The 20,360-nt window shown below is 29.5% G+C and carries 20 protein-coding genes; all 20 read left to right on the top strand.

What is annotated here, in order from left to right; genetic code table 11:
• Positions 1-83 precede the first annotated feature (83 nt).
• The 20 genes from FRIFI_RS12095 to hisS all read left to right on the top strand — a co-directional run bounded on the left by FRIFI_RS12095 (position 84) and on the right by hisS (position 20,326).
• The gene (locus tag FRIFI_RS12095; protein ID WP_092923740.1) at positions 84-683 is read left to right on the top strand and encodes a hypothetical protein; all 600 of its coding nucleotides are present in this window, start codon (positions 84-86) and stop codon (positions 681-683) included.
• Positions 684-807: 124 nt separating this feature from the next.
• The gene (ruvC, locus tag FRIFI_RS12090; RefSeq protein ID WP_092923743.1) at positions 808-1,317 is read left to right on the top strand and encodes a crossover junction endodeoxyribonuclease RuvC; all 510 of its coding nucleotides are present in this window, start codon (positions 808-810) and stop codon (positions 1,315-1,317) included.
• Positions 1,310-1,912 carry a Holliday junction branch migration protein RuvA gene (gene ruvA, locus FRIFI_RS12085; RefSeq protein WP_092923746.1) on the top strand — a complete coding sequence of 201 codons (603 nt, stop codon included), beginning with the start codon at positions 1,310-1,312 and terminating at the stop codon, positions 1,910-1,912. The genes ruvC and ruvA overlap by 8 nt, the downstream gene beginning before the upstream one ends.
• Before the next feature lie 160 nt (positions 1,913-2,072).
• Positions 2,073-3,089 carry a Holliday junction branch migration DNA helicase RuvB gene (gene ruvB / locus FRIFI_RS12080; protein WP_092923749.1) on the top strand — a complete coding sequence of 339 codons (1,017 nt, stop codon included), beginning with the start codon at positions 2,073-2,075 and terminating at the stop codon, positions 3,087-3,089.
• Between the two features lie 192 nt (positions 3,090-3,281).
• Entirely contained in the window at positions 3,282-4,307 is a 1,026-nt protein-coding gene (gene queA / locus FRIFI_RS12075; protein ID WP_166505988.1) for a tRNA preQ1(34) S-adenosylmethionine ribosyltransferase-isomerase QueA, read from the top strand.
• A 10-nt stretch (positions 4,308-4,317) separates the two neighbouring features.
• On the top strand, positions 4,318-4,815 hold the full coding sequence (locus FRIFI_RS12070) for a phosphate-starvation-inducible PsiE family protein (protein ID WP_092923755.1): 498 nt from the start codon (positions 4,318-4,320) through the stop codon (positions 4,813-4,815).
• A 28-nt stretch (positions 4,816-4,843) separates the two neighbouring features.
• Positions 4,844-5,965 (top strand): tRNA guanosine(34) transglycosylase Tgt, encoded by a 1,122-nt coding sequence (gene tgt, locus FRIFI_RS12065; RefSeq protein WP_092923758.1) that lies wholly within the window; start codon positions 4,844-4,846, stop codon positions 5,963-5,965.
• 183 nt (positions 5,966-6,148) lie between these two features.
• Complete coding sequence (gene yajC, locus FRIFI_RS12060; protein WP_092923761.1) at positions 6,149-6,427, top strand: preprotein translocase subunit YajC; 279 nt, start codon at positions 6,149-6,151, stop codon at positions 6,425-6,427.
• A gap of 66 nt (positions 6,428-6,493) precedes the next feature.
• Positions 6,494-6,856: a TIGR04086 family membrane protein gene (locus FRIFI_RS12055; protein ID WP_092923764.1), complete on the top strand. Its 363-nt coding sequence runs from the start codon at positions 6,494-6,496 to the stop codon at positions 6,854-6,856.
• Between the two features lie 64 nt (positions 6,857-6,920).
• Positions 6,921-7,064 carry a six-cysteine ranthipeptide SCIFF gene (gene scfA, locus FRIFI_RS12050; protein WP_092923767.1) on the top strand — a complete coding sequence of 48 codons (144 nt, stop codon included), beginning with the start codon at positions 6,921-6,923 and terminating at the stop codon, positions 7,062-7,064.
• Positions 7,065-7,308: 244 nt separating this feature from the next.
• On the top strand, positions 7,309-8,682 hold the full coding sequence (gene scfB, locus FRIFI_RS12045) for a thioether cross-link-forming SCIFF peptide maturase (protein ID WP_166505987.1): 1,374 nt from the start codon (positions 7,309-7,311) through the stop codon (positions 8,680-8,682).
• Between the two features lies 1 nt (position 8,683).
• On the top strand, positions 8,684-9,184 hold the full coding sequence (locus tag FRIFI_RS12040) for a gamma carbonic anhydrase family protein (protein WP_092923773.1): 501 nt from the start codon (positions 8,684-8,686) through the stop codon (positions 9,182-9,184).
• Between the two features lie 74 nt (positions 9,185-9,258).
• The gene (locus FRIFI_RS12035; protein WP_092923776.1) at positions 9,259-10,923 is read left to right on the top strand and encodes an ABC1 kinase family protein; all 1,665 of its coding nucleotides are present in this window, start codon (positions 9,259-9,261) and stop codon (positions 10,921-10,923) included.
• Between the two features lie 13 nt (positions 10,924-10,936).
• The gene (gene recJ / locus FRIFI_RS12030) at positions 10,937-13,444 is read left to right on the top strand and encodes a single-stranded-DNA-specific exonuclease RecJ (RefSeq protein ID WP_166505986.1); all 2,508 of its coding nucleotides are present in this window, start codon (positions 10,937-10,939) and stop codon (positions 13,442-13,444) included.
• Positions 13,445-13,458: 14 nt separating this feature from the next.
• A complete protein-coding gene (locus tag FRIFI_RS12025) occupies positions 13,459-13,971 on the top strand; it encodes an adenine phosphoribosyltransferase (RefSeq protein WP_092923782.1) in 513 nt (170 codons plus the stop codon).
• A 192-nt stretch (positions 13,972-14,163) separates the two neighbouring features.
• Positions 14,164-16,374, top strand: coding sequence for a RelA/SpoT family protein (locus FRIFI_RS12020; protein WP_166505985.1), 2,211 nt, complete (start codon positions 14,164-14,166; stop codon positions 16,372-16,374).
• Positions 16,375-16,385: 11 nt separating this feature from the next.
• Positions 16,386-16,835, top strand: coding sequence for a D-aminoacyl-tRNA deacylase (gene dtd, locus FRIFI_RS12015; RefSeq protein ID WP_092923788.1), 450 nt, complete (start codon positions 16,386-16,388; stop codon positions 16,833-16,835).
• A 12-nt stretch (positions 16,836-16,847) separates the two neighbouring features.
• Positions 16,848-17,471, top strand: coding sequence for an MBL fold metallo-hydrolase (locus FRIFI_RS12010; RefSeq protein WP_166505984.1), 624 nt, complete (start codon positions 16,848-16,850; stop codon positions 17,469-17,471).
• A 130-nt stretch (positions 17,472-17,601) separates the two neighbouring features.
• Positions 17,602-19,074, top strand: a complete 1,473-nt coding sequence (gene hemZ, locus FRIFI_RS12005; RefSeq protein WP_092923794.1) for a coproporphyrinogen dehydrogenase HemZ — start codon at positions 17,602-17,604, stop codon at positions 19,072-19,074.
• A complete protein-coding gene (gene hisS, locus FRIFI_RS12000; RefSeq protein ID WP_092923797.1) occupies positions 19,064-20,326 on the top strand; it encodes a histidine--tRNA ligase in 1,263 nt (420 codons plus the stop codon). The genes hemZ and hisS overlap by 11 nt, the downstream gene beginning before the upstream one ends.
• Positions 20,327-20,360 lie beyond the last annotated feature (34 nt).

Here is a 20,360-nt window from a genome sequence, read left to right as displayed (position 1 = left end):
AAATATAAATAATTACTAAAAATTACCTAAATATAAAAGATTTTATATCTATAACAATAAATTATGTAGAAGGAGGTATTTTAATGTTTGAAAGAAGAGACCCATTTAATTGGAAAATACCAGTTATGATAATAGCAGGAGTGGTTGCTTTAACAGGTGGTATTTATATAGGAGTAAAAACTAATGGTGCAGATGCTCAAAAAGTGAATGCTAAAGAAGAAATAAAAAAAGAACAAAAGGTTAAAGAAGTATTTGGTTTGAGTAAGGATTGTGAAATATGGGTTCATACGAAAAATGAAGATGGTAGCGAATCAGATAAGACTCCTATGATGGTAGGAACAGTAGATAAATCATTAGTAGAAATGAATGAGAAAGAAATAAGGGAATATTTAAAAAATAAATATCCAGAAAGAGAAGTAGAAAAAATAAGTAAATATGAGATAGTTTTATCAGAAATTCAAACACATAAAGATGCATCTAGAAGCAATAAGTATGCTTTAGAAGCAGATGATGATCTTATAGGACTTTATAAATATGATGATGATGGAAATCGAGAATTAGTAGAGGATACTCAAATACATATAAATTCACTTCCAAAATCAGTACAAGAAGAAATTCAAAAGGGAGTGGTCGTAGATTCACAGGAAGAAGCTTACTCAAGACTTGAAAACTTCGGAAGTTAATGAAATAACCACAACGTAGTGTATATGTTGTGGTTATTTTTGTAACGTAAATAAAACTTATGCTATAATGTATAAGAACATAAGTTTTATTTGAGTTACAAAGATTAATGGGAGGAAGTTTTATTTGATAATACTAGGCATAGACCCAGGAATAGCAATAGTTGGGTTTGGAATAATAGAGTATAAAAATTCGAAATTTAGAGTAATAGATTATGGAGCAGTTACAACTCCTGCAGGAATGGATACATTAAAAAGATTAGAACTTGTTTATAAAGGAATTGATTTAATAATAAAAAAATACAATGTAGATGAAGTTGGAATAGAGGAATTGTTCTTTAATAAAAATGTTAAGACGGCTATAAGTGTAGCACAAGCTAGAGGAGTAACCATGCTTGCTTGTGCACACAATAATAAGCCTGTATATGAATACACACCTCTTCAGGTTAAACAAGGTGTAGTAGGATATGGAAGGGCACAAAAGGCACAGGTTCAGCAAATGGTAACTTCATTTTTAAACCTAAAAGCAGTACCAAAGCCAGATGACGTAGCAGATGCTTTAGCAGTTGCAATATGTCATGCTCATGCCAATAGATTGGAAAAAACATTAAAAAATATAGGGGGTAAGTATGTATAGTTATATAAAAGGAACAATAGAAGAAATATATTTAGACCATATAGTAATAGATAATAATAATATAGGATATAAAATAAATGCATCATCAAACACTATAAAAGATTTAGAAATAGGAAGTATGGCAAAGATATATACAAAACTTATAGTAAGAGAAGATGATATGAGTCTTTGTGGATTTTCAACAAAAGAAGAAATGCATATGTTTGAATTATTAACATCTGTATCAAAAATAGGTCCTAAAGTTGGACTTGGTATATTATCTTTTGCAACACCAGGACAATTAGGAGCCTATATATTAAGTGAAGATATAGCAAAAATGTCTAAAGCACCAGGTGTAGGTAAAAAGACAGCTGAAAGAATAATACTTGAGTTAAAAGATAAAGTAGATAAAAATAATATAGAATTTGAGCCAACTCTACTTACGCAAGCTCCAGTTGCTATATCAAAAGACGAAGCAGTAGATGCATTACTTGCTCTTGGGTACTCAAGTGCTGAGGCAAAGGAAGCAGTAGATAAATGTAAAAAAGACGGACTTAATACAGAAGACATAATAAAGAAATCACTAACATATCTAATGAGTAAGGCATTAAGATAAATTTATAAAATATGATATATTAGTTGAAAATTGAATCAATGAAGATATTTAATATTGTATATTTACAAGGCTTTATATTAAATACTAAAAATTAAGTTGATTGAAGGAATTTAACTTAAATAAATTGTTTACAGACAATAAAATGTAAGGGGGTAGGATTATGTACGATTTTGAAGATGAAAACAGAATAATTACATCTACCATGAAAAATGAAGATGTAGATATAGAAAATAGCTTAAGACCAAAATCTCTAGATGATTATTTAGGTCAAGAAAAAGCTAAAGAACAGTTAAAAATATTTATAGAGGCTGCAAAGTCTAGAAATGAACAATTAGACCATGTACTATTATATGGACCTCCAGGATTAGGTAAGACAACTTTATCAAGTATAATAGCTAATGAAATGGGTGTTAATCTAAGAATAACATCAGGTCCTGCAATAGAAAGAGCAGGGGATTTAGCTGCAATACTAACTAACTTAAATGAAAATGACGTATTATTCATAGATGAAATACATCGTATAAATAGAAGTGTAGAAGAAGTATTATATCCTGCAATGGAAGATTTTTGTTTGGATATAATAATTGGAAAAGGTCCATCAGCTAGAAGTATAAGACTAGACCTTCCAAAATTTACACTAATAGGAGCTACAACTAGAGCTGGTATGCTTACAAATCCACTAAGAGATAGATTTGGAGTTATATCAAAACTAGATTATTACACTGTTGATGAATTAGCAAAAATAGTCATAAGATCAGCTGAAATATTAGGAGCTACTATAGAGGAAGGTGGTGCAATAGAAATAGCAAGACGTTCTAGAGGAACACCAAGAATAGCAAATAGACTTTTAAAAAGAGTAAGAGACTATGCACAAGTAAGAGCAGATGGAGATATAACTAACGAAGTTGCAGATAAGGCACTAGAACTTTTAGGCGTAGATAGTTTAGGTCTTGACTATGTAGACGAAAAGTTACTTATGACAATAATTGAAAAGTTTAAGGGTGGACCTGTAGGGCTAGATACATTAGCTGCATCAATAGGAGAAGATAGAAATACTATAGAAGATGTATATGAACCTTATTTATTACAATTAGGATTTTTAAATAGAGGGCCAAGGGGAAGGGTGGCAATGCCACTTGCCTATGAGCACCTAAAAATTCCTTACCCTACTAAATAAAGCTATTAAAAATAAAAACTAGGCTTTGTTTTAAAAAGAAATCTAGGGTAAAATAGAAAAGTAAAATAAAGACGAAATAAAAAATCATTAATTTATAGAGTTATAATAATGGCTAGGAATATGAATATAGAAAAAATATGATATTTTTGTTATTATGATAATTATATAAATTTTATGGAAAGGACGTTTAAATTGAAGACAAGTGATTTTTACTTTGACCTACCAGAAGAATTAATAGCGCAAGTACCTATAAAGGATAGATCAAGCTCAAAGCTTATGGTCTTAGATAGAGAAAGCGGAGAAATTGAGCATAAGATATTTAAAGATGTAATAAATTATTTAAATCCAGGAGATTGCTTAGTTCTTAACAATACTAGAGTTATACCAGCTAGATTGATAGGAGAAAAACTTGATACTGGAGGAAAAATAGAATTTCTTTTACTTAAAAGAACAGAAGAGGATACTTGGCAAGCTCTAGTTAAGCCAGGTAAAAGAGCTAAGGTAGGAGCTAAATTCTCTTTTGGAAATGGAAAGCTAATAGGAGAAGTAGTGGGACTTGCTGAAGAGGGTTCTAGAATAATAAAGTTTTATTATGAAGGAATATTTGAAGAAGTTTTAGATGAACTAGGAAATATGCCACTTCCTCCATATATAACAGAAAGATTAGAAGAGAGAGAAAGATATCAAACTGTATATTCAAAACACAATGGTTCAGCGGCAGCACCAACAGCAGGGTTACACTTTACACAAGAGCTACTTAGTGAGATAAAAGCAAAAGGTGTAGATATAGCATTTGTTACTCTTCATGTTGGCCTTGGAACTTTTAGACCAGTAAAAGTAGAAGATGTATTAAATCATGAGATGCACTCTGAGTTTTATATGGTAGATAAAGAGGCAGCTGACAAAATAAATAAAGCAAAAGCTAATGGAAAGAAAGTTATATGTGTTGGAACTACTAGCTGTAGAACTGTAGAGTCTGCAAGTAGTGAAGATGGAGTTGTACAAGAGTCTAGTGGATGGACTAATATATTTATATACCCAGGATATAAGTTTAAGGTAGTAGATAGACTTATAACTAACTTCCACTTACCAGAGTCAACTTTAATAATGTTAGTAAGTGCTTTATGTGGAAAAGACAAAACATTAAATGCATATAATGTTGCAGTTGAAGAAAAATATAGATTCTTTAGTTTCGGAGATGCCATGATTATAAAATAGGGGGAATTTGATGAAAAATATAGATAAAAATAATTTATCTTTAAGAATAGCCTATGTTTTTGAATCAATTTTAGCAATGGTGGTTCTACTTGCTGTATTTTTAGGAACTATAGACGTTTTAAGAGTAATATGGACAGCCTATATAGTAGATTTTCATACACCGGTTGATTATGGTCAACTAAATGATATATTAGGACAGATTTTACTTTTAGTTATAGGGGTAGAGCTTGTAGTAATGTTATCACTTCATATTCCAGGTGCTCTTTTAGAGGTATTACTATATGCAATAGCTAGAAAAATGCTATTACTTCCAAAGAGTGAAGGTATGACAGAAGTATTATTAGGTGTTATAGCAATAGCAGGATTGTTTATTATTAGAAAATACTTAATAGCTAAGGATAACAGTACTATGAATATAACCAGTATTCACTATGAAGACTGTGAAGAAGGTCAAGAATGTGAAGAATGCGAAGCTTGTAGAGAAAGAATGAAGCAACACAACGTATAAAATGAATAGATAGTAAGGAGACAAAATTATGAGTGCAATAAGATATGAGCTTATAAAAACATGTAAGCAAAGTGGAGCTAGATTAGGAAGACTTCACACTCCACATGGGGTTATAGAAACACCTATATTTATGCCTGTTGGAACTCAAGCAACAGTAAAATCAATGACTCCAGAAGAGTTAAAAGAAATAGGATCTCAAATAATATTAAGTAACACATATCACTTATATATGAGACCAGGACATGAGTTAGTTAAGGAAGCTGGTGGGCTTCATAAGTTTATGAACTGGGATAAGCCAATACTTACAGATAGTGGAGGATTCCAAGTATTTAGTTTAGGGCCACTTAGAAAGATAACAGAAGAAGGTGTACATTTTAGATCTCATATAGATGGATCTAAACACTTTATAAGTCCTGAAAAAGCTATGGAAATACAAAATGCTCTAGGTTCAGATATAATGATGGCCTTTGATGAATGTGCTCCATATCCAGCGGATAGAGAGTATGTTAAAAACTCTTTAGAAAGAACTACAAGATGGTTAAAAAGATGTAAAGAAGCTCATAAAAACACTGAAAAACAAGCATTATTTGGTATAATTCAAGGTGGGATGTACAAAGATTTAAGAGAGCAATCTGCTAAAGAAATATTAGAATTAGATTTACCAGGATATGCAGTAGGTGGTCTAAGTGTTGGAGAGCCTAAAGAATTAATGTATGAAGTATTAGATTATACAGTACCTCTAATGCCAGAAGATAAGCCAAGATATCTAATGGGTGTTGGAAGTCCTGACGACTTATTAGAAGGTGTTATAAGAGGAATAGATATGTTTGACTGTGTTTTACCTACTCGTATAGCTAGAAACGGTACAGCTATGACTAGTGTTGGTAAAATAGTAGTTAGAAACGCAAAATATGCAAAAGACTTTACTCCATTAGATCCAAATTGTGATTGTTACTGCTGTAAGAATTATACTAGAGCATATATAAGACATCTTGTTAAGGCTAATGAAATATTAGCAGCAAGACTAATAACGACTCACAACTTACACTTCCTATTAAACTTAATGAAGCAAGTAAGACAAGCTATAATGGAAGATAGATTATTAGACTTTAAAGAAGAGTTCTTTAAGCAATACGGATACAAATTATAGAAATTGTACTATGAAATAAAGTATTTTTAATATATAATTATTAATGAAAAGGTAAACTCTTCCTATATTTTAGGGGTATAGTTTATATAAATACTAATTAAAAATAAATAGATTATCCAAGGAGGGTAATCTATAATATTTATAGTATTATAGAATTTAGTATAATAAAAAGGAGTGAAGGTAATGCCACAACAAATGATAATGGCTGTAGTTATGTGGGTAGCAGTATTTGCTGTATTCTACTTCCTATTAATAAGACCTCAAAAGAAAAAAGAAAAGCAATTAAAAGAAATGAGAGAAAACCTAAAAACAGGAGATAAGGTAACTACTATAGGTGGTATAATAGCTCATGTTGCAAAGGTTGAAGAAGATCATGTAGTATTAGAACTTGGACCAAACAGAAGTAAAGTTCCATTTGAAAAATGGGCTATAGGAACTGTTCAGCCACAAGATGAGAAATAATTAAATAATAGTAATTTAAATACCTTTCCTAGAATATATATATATTACTGAGGGGAGGTATTTTTTATGGAAAAAACAAATCATATCTTAAAAGGTCTTGGATATGCGTACATATTAACATTAGCTACTTTACTTATATATAATTTAATACTTACATTTACAGATATGTCAGGAAGCAGTATAGCTATGGCATCTTCAGTTATAACTACAGCATCTTCAGCGTTTGGGGGCTTTTATGCTACTAAACATATAAAAGAAAAGGGTCTTATATATGGATTATTGGTAGGTTTAGTTTATATAGTGTTTCTTATATTGTTAGTTTGTTTAGCTAAAGATCAATTTATGTTTGATATGGGTATGCTTTATAAGGCACTTTTAGTATCCTTATCTGGTGGTATTGGAGGGGTTTTGGGTGTAAACTTCAAATAGAAGTTTTACATAAATACATTTTGTGATATAATCAATAGGGAAATTTAACTAGGAGGTACTTAAAATGGAAAAGAAACATGTTAAAACTTTATCTCAAGCTACATTAAAGCAAAGTGCTGCTAAAGGTGGATGTGGAGAATGTCAAACTTCTTGTCAATCTGCTTGCAAAACTTCTTGTACAGTAGCAAACCAAGAGTGCGAAAGATAATAAGTTTAGGATAAACATAAAAAGTAAGGCGTCATAACTTATGACGTCTTATTTTAATTTTAATTAATGAGTGTGATTTAGCATAGATTATATACATAAATATTATTTTAGATATAAATTAAGCTAATTTTTTGAAGTATTGCCTATATTTTATTTAAGTTATATAATGAAGGATAGAGTTTAAATACAATGAGGAAAATTGTTGATATAGATGAATAAATAATAAAACTTGGGAGGACGCAAAATGAGTATGATACATAAGTTTTCAATGAACGGATATAATATAGTTTTAGATGTAAATGGTGGAGCTGTTCATGTTGTTGATGATGTAGCGTATAGATTATTAGATCATTACAAAGAAAATACAAAGGAAGAATTATTTAAGATTCTAGGTGAAGAATTCACTAAAGAGCAATTAGAAGAAGCATATGAAGAAATAGCTACTTTAGAATCAGAAGGTCTTTTATATACAGAAGATAGCTATGAATTACACCCAGCATTTGTTGATAGAAAGAAAGTTGTTAAGGCATTATGCTTACATGTTGCACATGATTGTAACTTAAAATGTAAATACTGCTTTGCAGCACAAGGTGACTTTGGTGGAGCTAAGGAAATGATGAGTTTTGAAGTTGGTAAAAAAGCAATAGATTACCTTATAGCTAACTCTGGAAACAGAAGAAACTTAGAGATAGATTTCTTTGGTGGAGAGCCATTAATGAACTTTGATGTAGTTAAGCAATTAGTTGAGTACGGAAGAAGTGTAGAAAAAGAACACAATAAAAATATAAGATTCACTATAACTACTAACGGTATATTACTAGATGATGAAAAGATAGAATATATAAACAAGAATATGCACAATGCAGTTTTAAGTTTAGATGGTAGAAAAGAAGTAAATGATAATATGAGACCAACTTTAAATGATAAAGGAAGTCATGACATAATATTACCAAAGTTTAAAAAACTTGTAGAAGGTAGAGATAAAGATAAGTACTACTACATAAGGGGTACTTTCACAAGAGAAAACTTAGACTTCTCTAAAGACGTTATGCATTTTGCTAACGAAGGATTTGCTCTTACATCTATAGAGCCTGTTGTAGATGCAGATGAAAATCCATATGCTCTTAAAGAGGAAGATTTACCAAGAGTATTTGAAGAATATGAAAACTTAGCAGTAAAATATGCTGATATGTTAAAATCAGGTAAAGATTTTAAATTCTTCCACTTTATAATAGACCTAAATCAAGGTCCATGTGTAATAAAGAGAGTAACAGGATGTGGAGCAGGAAATGAATATCTTGCTATAACTCCAAATGGAGATATGTATCCATGTCACCAATTCGTTGGAAATGAAGACTACAAACTATCTAACATAATGGAAGAAGAAATAGTATTCCCTAAAGAAGTTGTAAAGAGCTTTAGAGATGCTCACGTATACAGCAAAGAAGATTGTAAAAAATGTTGGAATAAATTCTACTGTTCAGGTGGATGTCATGCAAATGCAATAAACTTTAACAATGACATAATGAAGCCATATGAATTAGGATGCGAAATGCAAAAGAAACGTACAGAATGTTCAATAATGATACAAGCAAAATTAATGTTAGAAGGAGAATAAGATGATAAAAGGGTACAAAGGAATAGAACCTAATATTCATGAAAATGTGTTTGTAGCAGATAGTGCAGATATAATAGGTAATGTAACTATAGGAAAAAATGCTAACATATGGTATAACGTAGTTATAAGAGCAGATGAAAGTAGCATAACTATAGGAGAAAATACAAATATTCAAGATGGATGTGTAGTTCATATTTGTCATGATGCACCGACTATAATAGGAAACAATGTAACTATAGGACACAAAGCTCTTATACATGGATGTAAAATAGGAGATAATACATTAATAGGTATGGGGGCAATAGTGTTAGATGGTGCTAAAGTCGGAGAAAGTACACTACTTGCTGCTGGAAGCTTAGTACCTCCAGGTAAAGAAATACCATCAGGAGTACTTGCTATGGGTTCACCTGCAAAAGTAATAAGAGAACTAACACATGAAGAAAAAGAAAATCTTAAAAAATCAGCATTAAAATATGTAGAAACTGCAAATAATCATAAATAAGAAAACTAAAAGGGCAATTTTAATATTGCCCTTTTATTGTTTACTTAAGTCAATAAAAGATGGAGCTGATAAGAGTGAGAATAAGTTACAGAAATATAAAAAGATACAAAGAAATTATACGCATATTAATTAAATATGGGTTTTCTTATATAGTAGAAAAATTAAATATTGAAGGTGTAGCATATAAAATACCTATAACCAATCCATCTGAAGAAATAAAACAAATGTCTACGGGGGAAAAGATAAGACGAGCTTTTGAAGAGTTAGGACCTACTTATGTTAAGTTAGGACAAATCTTAAGTACTAGAAAAGATTTGTTAGACCAAGATATAATAGATGAATTATCTTTGCTTAGAGATAGTGTAGAACCTTTTGATACGGATATTGCTAAAGAGATATTTAAAGAAGAAATAGGTCTAGATATAGAAAAAGTATTTAATGAATTTAATCCTAATCCAATAGGGGCGGCATCTATTGGACAAGTATATGAAGCCAAGCTTCAAAATGGAGAAGATGTAATAATAAAGATACAAAGACCTAATATTGAAAGTAGGATAAAATCAGATTTAGAAATACTAAAGGGAATGGTTTTAGCATTTAAAGATTCAAATAAACATAGCTCTATAGACGTTATACAGATAATTGAAGAGTTTCAAACTCAATTAATGAGAGAGCTAGATTACAACTTTGAAGCTATAAATGCTATGAAGTTTAGGAAAATGTTTGAAAATAGTAGAGAAGTTTATATACCTAAAATCTATGGAGAATTTACTACAAAAAAAGTATTAGTAATGGAAAAAATTATAGGTATAAAACTAAATGATGCAGAGAAAATAAAGGAACTTAATTGGGACACAAAGATAATAAGTGATATAGGGATTAAGTCTTTATTTAAGCAAGTATTTGAGTATGGCTTTTTTCATGCTGACCCACACCCAGGCAATATTTTTGTGGTTAGTCAAAACACTATATCTTACATTGATTTTGGGATGGTAGGAATAGTAGATAGAAATACACTAAATGCTTTAAATGAAATTGCAGTAGCTCTGGTAGAGAAGAATGTAGATAGGGTAATATATATATTAACAGAGATGGATGTTATAAATAATGAAGTGGATATAATTGGGCTAAGACAAGATTTATTATATTTAATTCATTATTATTATGATGTTCCAATAGAAAAAATAAATATATCGGATATTATGAATGAAGTATTTAGATTCTTTAGAAGATATAAAGTATCAATACCATCACAGCTTTCTACACTTGCAAAAGCAGTAATAACCCTAGAAGGAACTGGAAGAGATTTAAATCCAAACTTCTCCGTGTCATCTATAGGTAAAGAATTTATGAAGCATTATTATATAAATAAATTTAATCCTCAAAATGCTTTCTTAAAGTCAAAACATATGACAGAAGAGATAATATCAGATATGAAAACTATACCTAAGCAAATGAGAGGTATACTTAGAAATATAGAAAAAAACAATATAAAAATTCAATTAGAAGACATAAAGTTTGCTTCACTAGAGGAAATAATGAGGGATCTAACTACACAAGTGTCTTTAAGTTTAGTATTAGCTGCTATAATAGTCGGTTCCTCACTTATAATTTCATCACCTAATATAACTAATAATATATGGATAAGGTTTACTGCATTAAGCGGTTTCTTTATATCATTTATAATAGGTATATTAATAGTAGTCAAAATTATAAGAATTCAATATAAAAAGAAATAGAGGGGGATAAGTTATGTTCAATAAAAAATGGACACTTAAACATACGGGAGATGTATGTGAAAGCGAATTAAGTAAAAAATTAAAAATTTCCCCGGAAATTAGTCAAATTTTAAAAAATAGGGAAATAAATAACGAAAAAGATGCAGAAATATTTATGAATCCATCATTAGAATATTTAAGAGACCCATTTTTAATGAAGGACATGGATAAAGCCGTAGATAGAATAAAAAAAGCTATAGACAATAAAGAGAGCATATGGATATATGGAGATTATGATGTAGATGGAGTATCTTCTACCTCAATATTATGTTTATATTTTGACTCTATTAACTATCCAGTTAATTATTACATACCAAATAGATTAGAAGAAGGATATGGCATAAATGAAGAAGCTATAAGACACATACATAATCAAGGATGTAACCTAATGATAAGTGTAGACTGTGGTATTACATCTGTAGAGGAAGTAAAAATAGCAAATGAATTAGGTATAGATGTTATAATAACAGACCATCATGAGTGTCAAAGTGAAATACCTAATGCTCTAGCTGTTATAAATCCAAAACAAGAAGATTGTAATTATCCTTTTGATATGCTTTGTGGATGCGGTGTTGCCTTTAAATTAATACAAGCACTTACTCCTAAAGAAGAATTTAAAAATAGTTTATATAAATATTTAGAAATAACAACCCTAGCTACTATATGTGATATAGTACCGCTAGTAGACGAAAATAGAATAATAGTAAAAAATGGTTTAACTCTTATGTCTAAGGGCAATAATATAGGCTTAAGGGAGCTTATAAAGGTTTGTGGAGTTGAAACAGAAAAAATAGGTTCATCTCATATAGGATTTTCTATAGGACCTAGAATAAATGCATCAGGTAGACTTGGATACTCAATGTTAGGTGTTGAATTATTTACTACAAAAGATACAGAAAAAGCTAAAGAAATAGCTATGTTATTAGAAGAGAAAAATAACGAAAGACAGTTAATAGAAGGAAAAATGTATCAAGAAGCAGAGGCTATAATAGAGGCTAATGAAAAGTACAAGACTGATAAAGTTTTAGTTATAGCTAATGAAGGGTGGCAACATGGAGTTATTGGTATAGTTGCATCAAAGCTTACAGAAAAATATTACAAGCCAACAATACTATTAACTATAGAAGATGGTGAAGCTAAAGGTTCAGCTAGATCTATAAAAGGGTTTAGTATATTTGATGCACTTGTAAGATGTAAAGATTTATTAAATAAGTTTGGTGGGCATGAACAAGCAGCAGGTTTATCTTTAGATAAAGAAAACATAGACAAGCTTTCTAATGAAGTTAATAAGTTTGCAGATTATGAACTTACTGAAGAAGACTTAATCGAAAATGTAAAAGCAGAACTTGAATTAAAAGAAGAATCTATAAGTTTAGAATTAGTAGAAGAACTTCATAAGCTAGAGCCATATGGATTAAATAACCCTAACCCTAGATTCATAGTAAGAGATGCAATACTTAAAAGTATAATAACTATGGGTAAAAATAAACAACATATAAAGTTTACTATAGAAAAAGAAAAGTCTTATGAATGTATAGGATTTAATATGGCATACCTTAAAGAAAGATATATGCCAGGAGATAAGGTAGATGTACTTTTTCAATTAGATGAAAATAATTTTATGGGAAGAAGAAGTATTCAGCTTTTATTAAAAGATATAAGAATGTCTTATCCTAAAAATAGTAGTACAAATGAAGATATTATTGAACTATTTTCAAAGACTATACCTAGTGAAAATTGCTTATACGATATAAAAGAAGTTGATAAAAATTCATTATATGAAAAATTTGGATTTGATAATATAGAAGAAATGATAAGTGGAAATAAAGATATTAATATATTTGATTACATAACTAAAGATACATTAGTTATAGCAAATACTATAAATGGGTTTTATAGAGCTATATCAGATATGTCATTAGTAGATGAAGGTATAATAGATGGATTTGACATAAACTACAACGAAATTATGTCAAATAGTGTTAAACTTCAGCTTATATTCTCTCCAAATATTGAAAAAATTAATATAAAAAGATATAATAATATTATTCTTTATGATTATTTGTATAATATGGGGGACTATTCTCATTTATACGAAAAAGCGAATAATGAGGCTATAATTATCAAATATTATAGTCAAACGGATTTACTATATCTAAACAATATTGTAAATAATTTAATTCCAGAAAGAGAAGAATTTATATACGTATATAAATTTATGCTTTCAAATAAAGAAATAAATGTTGATTTTAAGGATATAAAGAAGGTATTTAACATGATACCTTTAAAAGTATTTACAATATTAAAAGTGTTTAAAGAATTGTTACTATTAGATTTTGAGTTTGTATATGATAACTTACTAAATACAAAATCTATACATATAAAGTTATTACCAAAACCAGACAAAAAATTAAACTTAGATGAAAGTAAAATACTTAAAAACTTAAAAACTCTTAACGAGAAATACAGAGAAAGTTATTAGGAGGAGCAATTGTAATGGATTTAAAACAAAAGATAAGAGAAATCAAAGACTTCCCAAAAGAAGGAGTAAGTTTTAAGGATATAACTACATTAATGCAAGACGGAGAAGCTTTTAAATATGCTATAGACGAATTTATAAAAAATTTAAAAGATAAAAACATAGACATAGTAGTAGGACCTGAAGCGAGAGGATTCTTAACAGGAACTCCAGTTGCTTATGGAATGGGAGTTGGGTTTGTCCCAGTTAGAAAACCAGGAAAATTACCATATGAAACAGAAAGCTATCAGTACGGATTAGAATATGGTAGTGACACTTTACAAATACATAAAGATGCTATAAAGCCAGGACAAAGAGTAGCAATAGTTGATGACTTACTAGCTACTGGAGGAACTATGGAAGCTGCAGCGGCTCTAATAGAAAAATTAGGTGGAGAAGTTGTATCTATGCAATTCTTAATAGAATTAGAGTCCTTAAATGGAAGAGAAAAGCTATCTAAATACGATGTAAATTCTCTAATAAAATATTAATAAATTAGATTATTTTACAAAGGTGCTTAAAGGCATTACTAAAATAGTTGGTATTATACCAACTATTTTAGTATAAAGAATTAAAATGTTTACACAATAGGATTAAAAAGGTATTAAATTAATATAGGGTTTTGTTTCTTTGAGTAAATGAATGAGGCTTTATAAAATTACATATGTAAAATAGGTGGTATTATGCATGATAAGGAATTACAAGAATTAATAGAAAAAATAAAAGGTTATGCTCCAAATGCTGATATAGATTTAGTAAAAAAAGCTTATTATCTTGGTAAAAAAGCACATGAAGGTCAGTTTAGAAAGTCTGGTGAACCTTATTTCATTCATCCTCTAGCAGTTGCCAATATACTAGCAGACATGGAACTTGATATAGAAACTATAGCAGCAGGAATATTACATGACGTTGTTGAAGATACGGACTATACTTATGAAGATATAGAAAAAGAGTTTTCTCAAGAAATTGCCAATTTAGTGGACGGAGTAACTAAACTTGGACAAATTAAGTATCAATCAAAAGAAGAAACACAGGCAGAAAATCTAAGAAAAATGTTTATGGCTATGGCTAAGGATATAAGAGTTATACTTATAAAATTAGCAGATAGACTTCATAACATGAGAACTTTAAAATTTATGCCTCCAGAAAAAGCAAAATCAAAAGCAAAAGAAACACTTGAAATCTATGGGGGAATAGCAAATAGATTAGGTATTTCTAAGATAAAATGGGAATTAGAAGATTTAGCACTTAGATATATAGATCCAGATGGATACTATGAATTAGTTGAAAAAGTAGCTAAAAAAAGAAGCCAAAGGGAAGAGTATATAAAAAAAGTTTTAAGTATACTAGATGAAAAATTAAAATCTGTAAATATACCATACAATGTATATGGAAGACCTAAGCATTTTTATAGTATATACAGTAAGATGAAAAATAAAGACAAGGGATTTGAAGAAATTTACGATTTAACAGCAGTCAGAATAATAGTAGATAATGTTAAAGATTGTTATGCAGTACTTGGAATGGTACATACATTATGGAAGCCAATTCCAGGAAGATTTAAAGATTATATAGCAATGCCAAAACCTAATATGTATCAAAGTCTTCATACCACTGTTATAGGACCAGATGGAGAACCTGTAGAGATACAAATAAGAACAAAAGAAATGCATCAAATAGCTGAATACGGGATTGCAGCTCACTGGAAATATAAAGAAGGTAAAACTCAAGATACAAGACAAAATGTTGAAGAGAAACTTCAATGGTTAAGACAAATGATGGAGTGGGAAAAAGACTTAAAAGATCCTCAAGAGTTTTTAGATGCTCTTAAAGATGATGTATTTAGTAGTCAAGTTTATGTATTCACTCCAAGGGGGGACGTTATAGAACTTCCGGCAGGTGCAACTCCAATAGATTTTGCTTATAGAGTGCATACTAATGTAGGTAATAAATGCGTTGGAGCTAAGATAGACGGAAGAATAGTTCCTATTGATTATAAATTACAAAACGGAAATATAGTAGAAATATTAACTTCTTCAAATTCAAATGGACCAAGTAGAGACTGGATTAATATAGTAAAAACACCAAATGCTAAAAGTAGAATAAGACAGTGGTTTAAAAAGGAAAGAAGAGAAGAAAATATTGAACGTGGAAATTTAATACTTGAAAAAGAATTTAAAAAATATAATATACCAGCAAAAGAAGCTTGTATAGAAAAGTACCTAGGTCAAGTGGCTAAAAAATTCAATCAACAAACTGTAGAGGATTTAATAGCTACTATTGGTTATGGTGGAATAATGGCATCACAAGTTGTTCCAAAGGTAAGAGAATTATACGAAAAAGAAGTCAAAAAAACTAAAAAAGAACAAGAAGTAAATGCTGTAGAGGACTTAAAGAATCATAATTTAACAGATTCTGAATATAAGAAAAAGAGAAAGAATACATCTCAAGGAGTAACAGTAAAAGGACTTGATAATATATTAGTTAGATTTGCAAAATGTTGTAATCCACTTCCAGGTGATGAAATAGTAGGATATGTTACAAAAGGTAGAGGTGTAGCTGTTCATAGAAAAGACTGTCCTAATGCAAATGTAAATGGAGACTTCTTTAAAAATAGATTATTAGAAGTTGAATGGTGTAACTCGGAAAGTAGTAGATTTGAAGCAGAAATTCAAATAAAAGGTGTAGATAGAAAAGGTATAATTAATGATATAACTCATGCTGTAGCAGTTGAAAAAGTAGGATTTAATGGTATAAATGCCAGAAAAGGAAAAGAAGGTATTATAAATGTTAATCTACTTATTGAAGTTGATAATATAGATGAGCTAAATTTATTAATGAAAAAGATAAAATCTATACCAGGAATAGAAGATGTATATAGAGTAATAAACTAGGAGGAAGGACTATGAGAGCAGTTGTACAAAGAGTATCATCATCTAAAGTTACAGTAGGTGATCGTGTTACAGGCCAAATAAACAAGGGACTACTTGTTTTACTTGGAGTGACTCATGAAGATACATCAAAAGATGTTGATTACATGATAGATAAAATACTAAACCTAAGAATTTTTGAAGATGAAAATGAAAAAATGAACTTATCTCTTAAAGATGTAGGTGGAGAACTTTTAGTGGTTTCACAATTTACCTTATATGGTGATTGTAGAAAAGGAAAAAGACCAAGCTTTACAAATGCAGCAAGACCAGATGTTGCAACTAAACTTTATGAAGAGTTTGTACAAAAAGCAAAGAATAATGATATAGTAGTTGGAACTGGTGAGTTTGGTGCTCATATGATGGTAGATTTAACTAATGATGGACCAGTTACAATATTATTAGAGTCAAATAAAGCTTTCTAGGGGGATTTAAAAATGAAAATAGAAAAAATACTTGAACCAAGCTTTGGTGAAAATATGTATATATTAGTAGATGAAGAAACTAAAAAATGTGCAGTAGTAGACCCAGGTGGAGCAGAAGATAAGATATTAAATTATATAAAAAATAATGGTTTAACACTTGAGTATATATTATTAACTCATGGACATGGAGATCATATAGGTGCAGTAAAATCTATAAGAGAAAAGACAGGTGCTAAGGTAGTTGCACATACTGATGAAAAAGAGCTATTAAATGATAATAGAAAAAATTTAAGTTGTATGATGCCTCATTGCGGACCACAAGAATTAGATGCTGACATATATGTAAATGATAAAGAGAAATTAACATTAGGTAATTTAAAACTATCATTTATACATACACCAGGACATACAAAAGGTGGAATGTGTATAAGAGTCAATGATGATATGTTTACTGGAGATACTTTATTTGCAGGAAGTATAGGTAGAACAGATTTTATTGGAGGAAGTTATAAAGAGTTAGAAAAATCTCTTAAGAAATTATCAAAATATGAAAATGACGTTAAAATTCATCCAGGTCATGGACCAAGTTCTACTTTAGGAATAGAAAAGACGAGCAATCCATATATGAGCAGATAAAAAATAATTGCTCCAATAACTTATGGATAATATATAACTAAAGTTTTAAAAGATAGCTATATTAGCTATCTTTTAGGCATTTAAGTAACTTAAAGTAAATTTAACTATTATGTTAAGAAGGAGCAAGAAAATGATAGGTGTAGTTTTAAAAGGACATGATTATAAATACGAAGTAGCTGAATTAATAAAACTATTTACTACGGATTTTGAATTTGTAGAAAGAAAAAGCTTCGGAAGAATATTAACAAATACATTGTTAAAATATAATGATACAATAATCGCTAAAACTGAATACTATGAAAATTATGATTTAAAGTATGAGTTTAGAGACCATATAAACATAAGTGGATTAAATGAACAAGAAATAAAAAAAGCTACAAAAGAAACTATAAAAAGAAGTATATTTAAAGTTTTAAAAAATAGATTAAACTCATATGTACCTTGGGGGATACTAACAGGTATAAGACCTGTTAAGATAGTACACACTCTATTAGATCAAGGTGTAGATGAAGAGTCTATAAGAAAAATATTAAAAGAAAAATACTATATAATGGATGAAAAAATAGACTTAAGCTTAGAAATTGCAAAGAGAGAAAGAATATTTATATATCCAATAGATAAAAATAAAATTTCTTTATATGTAGGTATACCATTTTGTCCAACAAGATGTTATTATTGTTCATTCCCAGCAAATCCATTAAAGCAATTTGGACATTTAAGAAAAGAATATGTAGATAAGCTTATAGAAGAAATAAAGGGACTTTCTAAAATATTAAAAGACACTAATAAAGAAATAGAAACACTATATATTGGCGGAGGAACTCCAACAGCTTTAGAAAAAGAAGAGTTAGATACTTTAATAACTGCTTTATTTAAAGAGTTAGATTTAAGTACAATAAAAGAATTTACAGTAGAAGCAGGAAGACCTGATACTATAACTAGAGAAAAATTAGAAGTTCTTAAAAAGCATAATGTAGATAGAATAAGTATAAATCCTCAAACTATGAATGATGAAACATTAGCTAAAATAGGTAGAGACCATACTGTAGCTGATATAGTAGATTGTTTTAATATGGCAAGAGCAATAGGATTTGATAATATAAATATGGATATCATATTAGGTCTTGTAGATGAAGATTTAGATATGGTTAGAAATACTTTAGAAGAAATCAAAAAACTTTCACCAGAAAGTTTAACAGTACATACATTAGCTGTAAAAAGAGCATCTAATCTAAAAGAAAATCTAGATAAATACGAACTTACAAGATATGAAGAAATGATAAAAATGATAGATTTATCAATGGAATATGCTCGTGATATGGGACTTAATCCATATTATATGTACCGTCAAAAGCATATGTTAGGAAATCTAGAAAACATAGGATATGCTAAAGAAGGTTATGAATGTATATATAACATTCAAATAATGGAAGAAAAGCAAAGTAACTATGCAGTAGGTGCTGGATCTATATCAAAATTTGTATATGTTGATGAAGATAGAATAGAAAGAGTTGACAATGTTAAAAATGTAGAGCAATATATAGACAGAGTTGATGAAATGATAGAAAGAAAGAGAAAGGAGATATACAAAAATGTTAACTAAAGCTCCAAGAGGAACTAAGGACATAACTCCAAAAGATGCTTACAAATGGAATTATGTTGAAAATAAATTTAGAGAGGTATGTGCATTATTTGGATACGAAGAAATGAGAACTCCAATATTTGAACATACAGAATTATTCAAAAGAAGTGTTGGAGATACAACTGACATAGTACAAAAGGAAATGTATTCTTTTGAAGATAAAGGTAAAAGAGATATAACTTTAAAGCCAGAGGGAACTGCTGGTGTAGTTAGAGCATTTATAGAAAATAAATTATATGCAGAAACTCAACCAACAAAGTTATTTTATATGACACCTTGTTTTAGATATGAAAGACCACAAGCAGGAAGACAAAGACAATTCCACCAATTTGGAATAGAAGCTTTAGGAAGTGACAAACCATCATTAGATGCAGAAGTAATAGCTTTAGCTGTTCAATTTTTCAATGAAGTTGGTCTTAAAGATTTAGTGGTTAGCATAAACTCTGTTGGATGTCCAACTTGTAGAGCTAAATACAACGAAATACTAAAAGCATACTTAGATTCAAAAGCAGATGTATTATGCGAAACTTGTTTAGAAAGAAAAGATAAAAACCCAATGAGAGTTATAGACTGTAAGAATCCTACATGTCAAGAAAACTTACAAGATGTACCTTTTATGGTAGATCACTTATGTGATGATTGTAGAGAACACTTTGCAAAAGTACAAGAGTACTTAAGTGAAATGGAAATAAACTATGTAGTTGACAAAAAAATTGTTAGAGGACTTGATTACTACAAGAAAACTGCTTTTGAGATAATATCAAATGATATTGGTGCTCAAAGTACAGTTTGTGGTGGAGGAAGATACGACGGACTAGTAGAACAAATTGGAGGACCTAAAGGAGTTAGTGGTATAGGATTTGGTCTAGGAGTTGAAAGATTATTATTAACTTTAGAAAATAATAATATAGAAATCGAAAATCCACATGCTATGGATATATTCATAGTAACAATAGGAGATAAAGCTAAAACTAAGAGCTTTAAAATATTAAAAGATTTAAGAAGTGAACATATAAGTGCTGAAAATGACCACTTAGATAGAAGCGTTAAGGCACAATTTAAGTACTCAGATAAAATAAATGCAAAATTCACTATAGTTATAGGTGATGATGAGCTAGAAAATGATAGTGCTACACTTAAGAATATGGCTACATCAGAGCAAACTACTATAAAACTAAGTGATATAGTTAAAGAATTAAAGGAAAGATTATAATTTATAAATTACTATACAATTTTAAATATAATTT

The organism is Romboutsia hominis, assembly GCF_900002575.1.
Lineage (GTDB): Bacteria > Bacillota > Clostridia > Peptostreptococcales > Peptostreptococcaceae > Romboutsia_C > Romboutsia_C hominis.
Note: the sequence above shows the minus strand (reverse complement) of the source record. Positions and strands in the feature narration are given on the sequence as shown.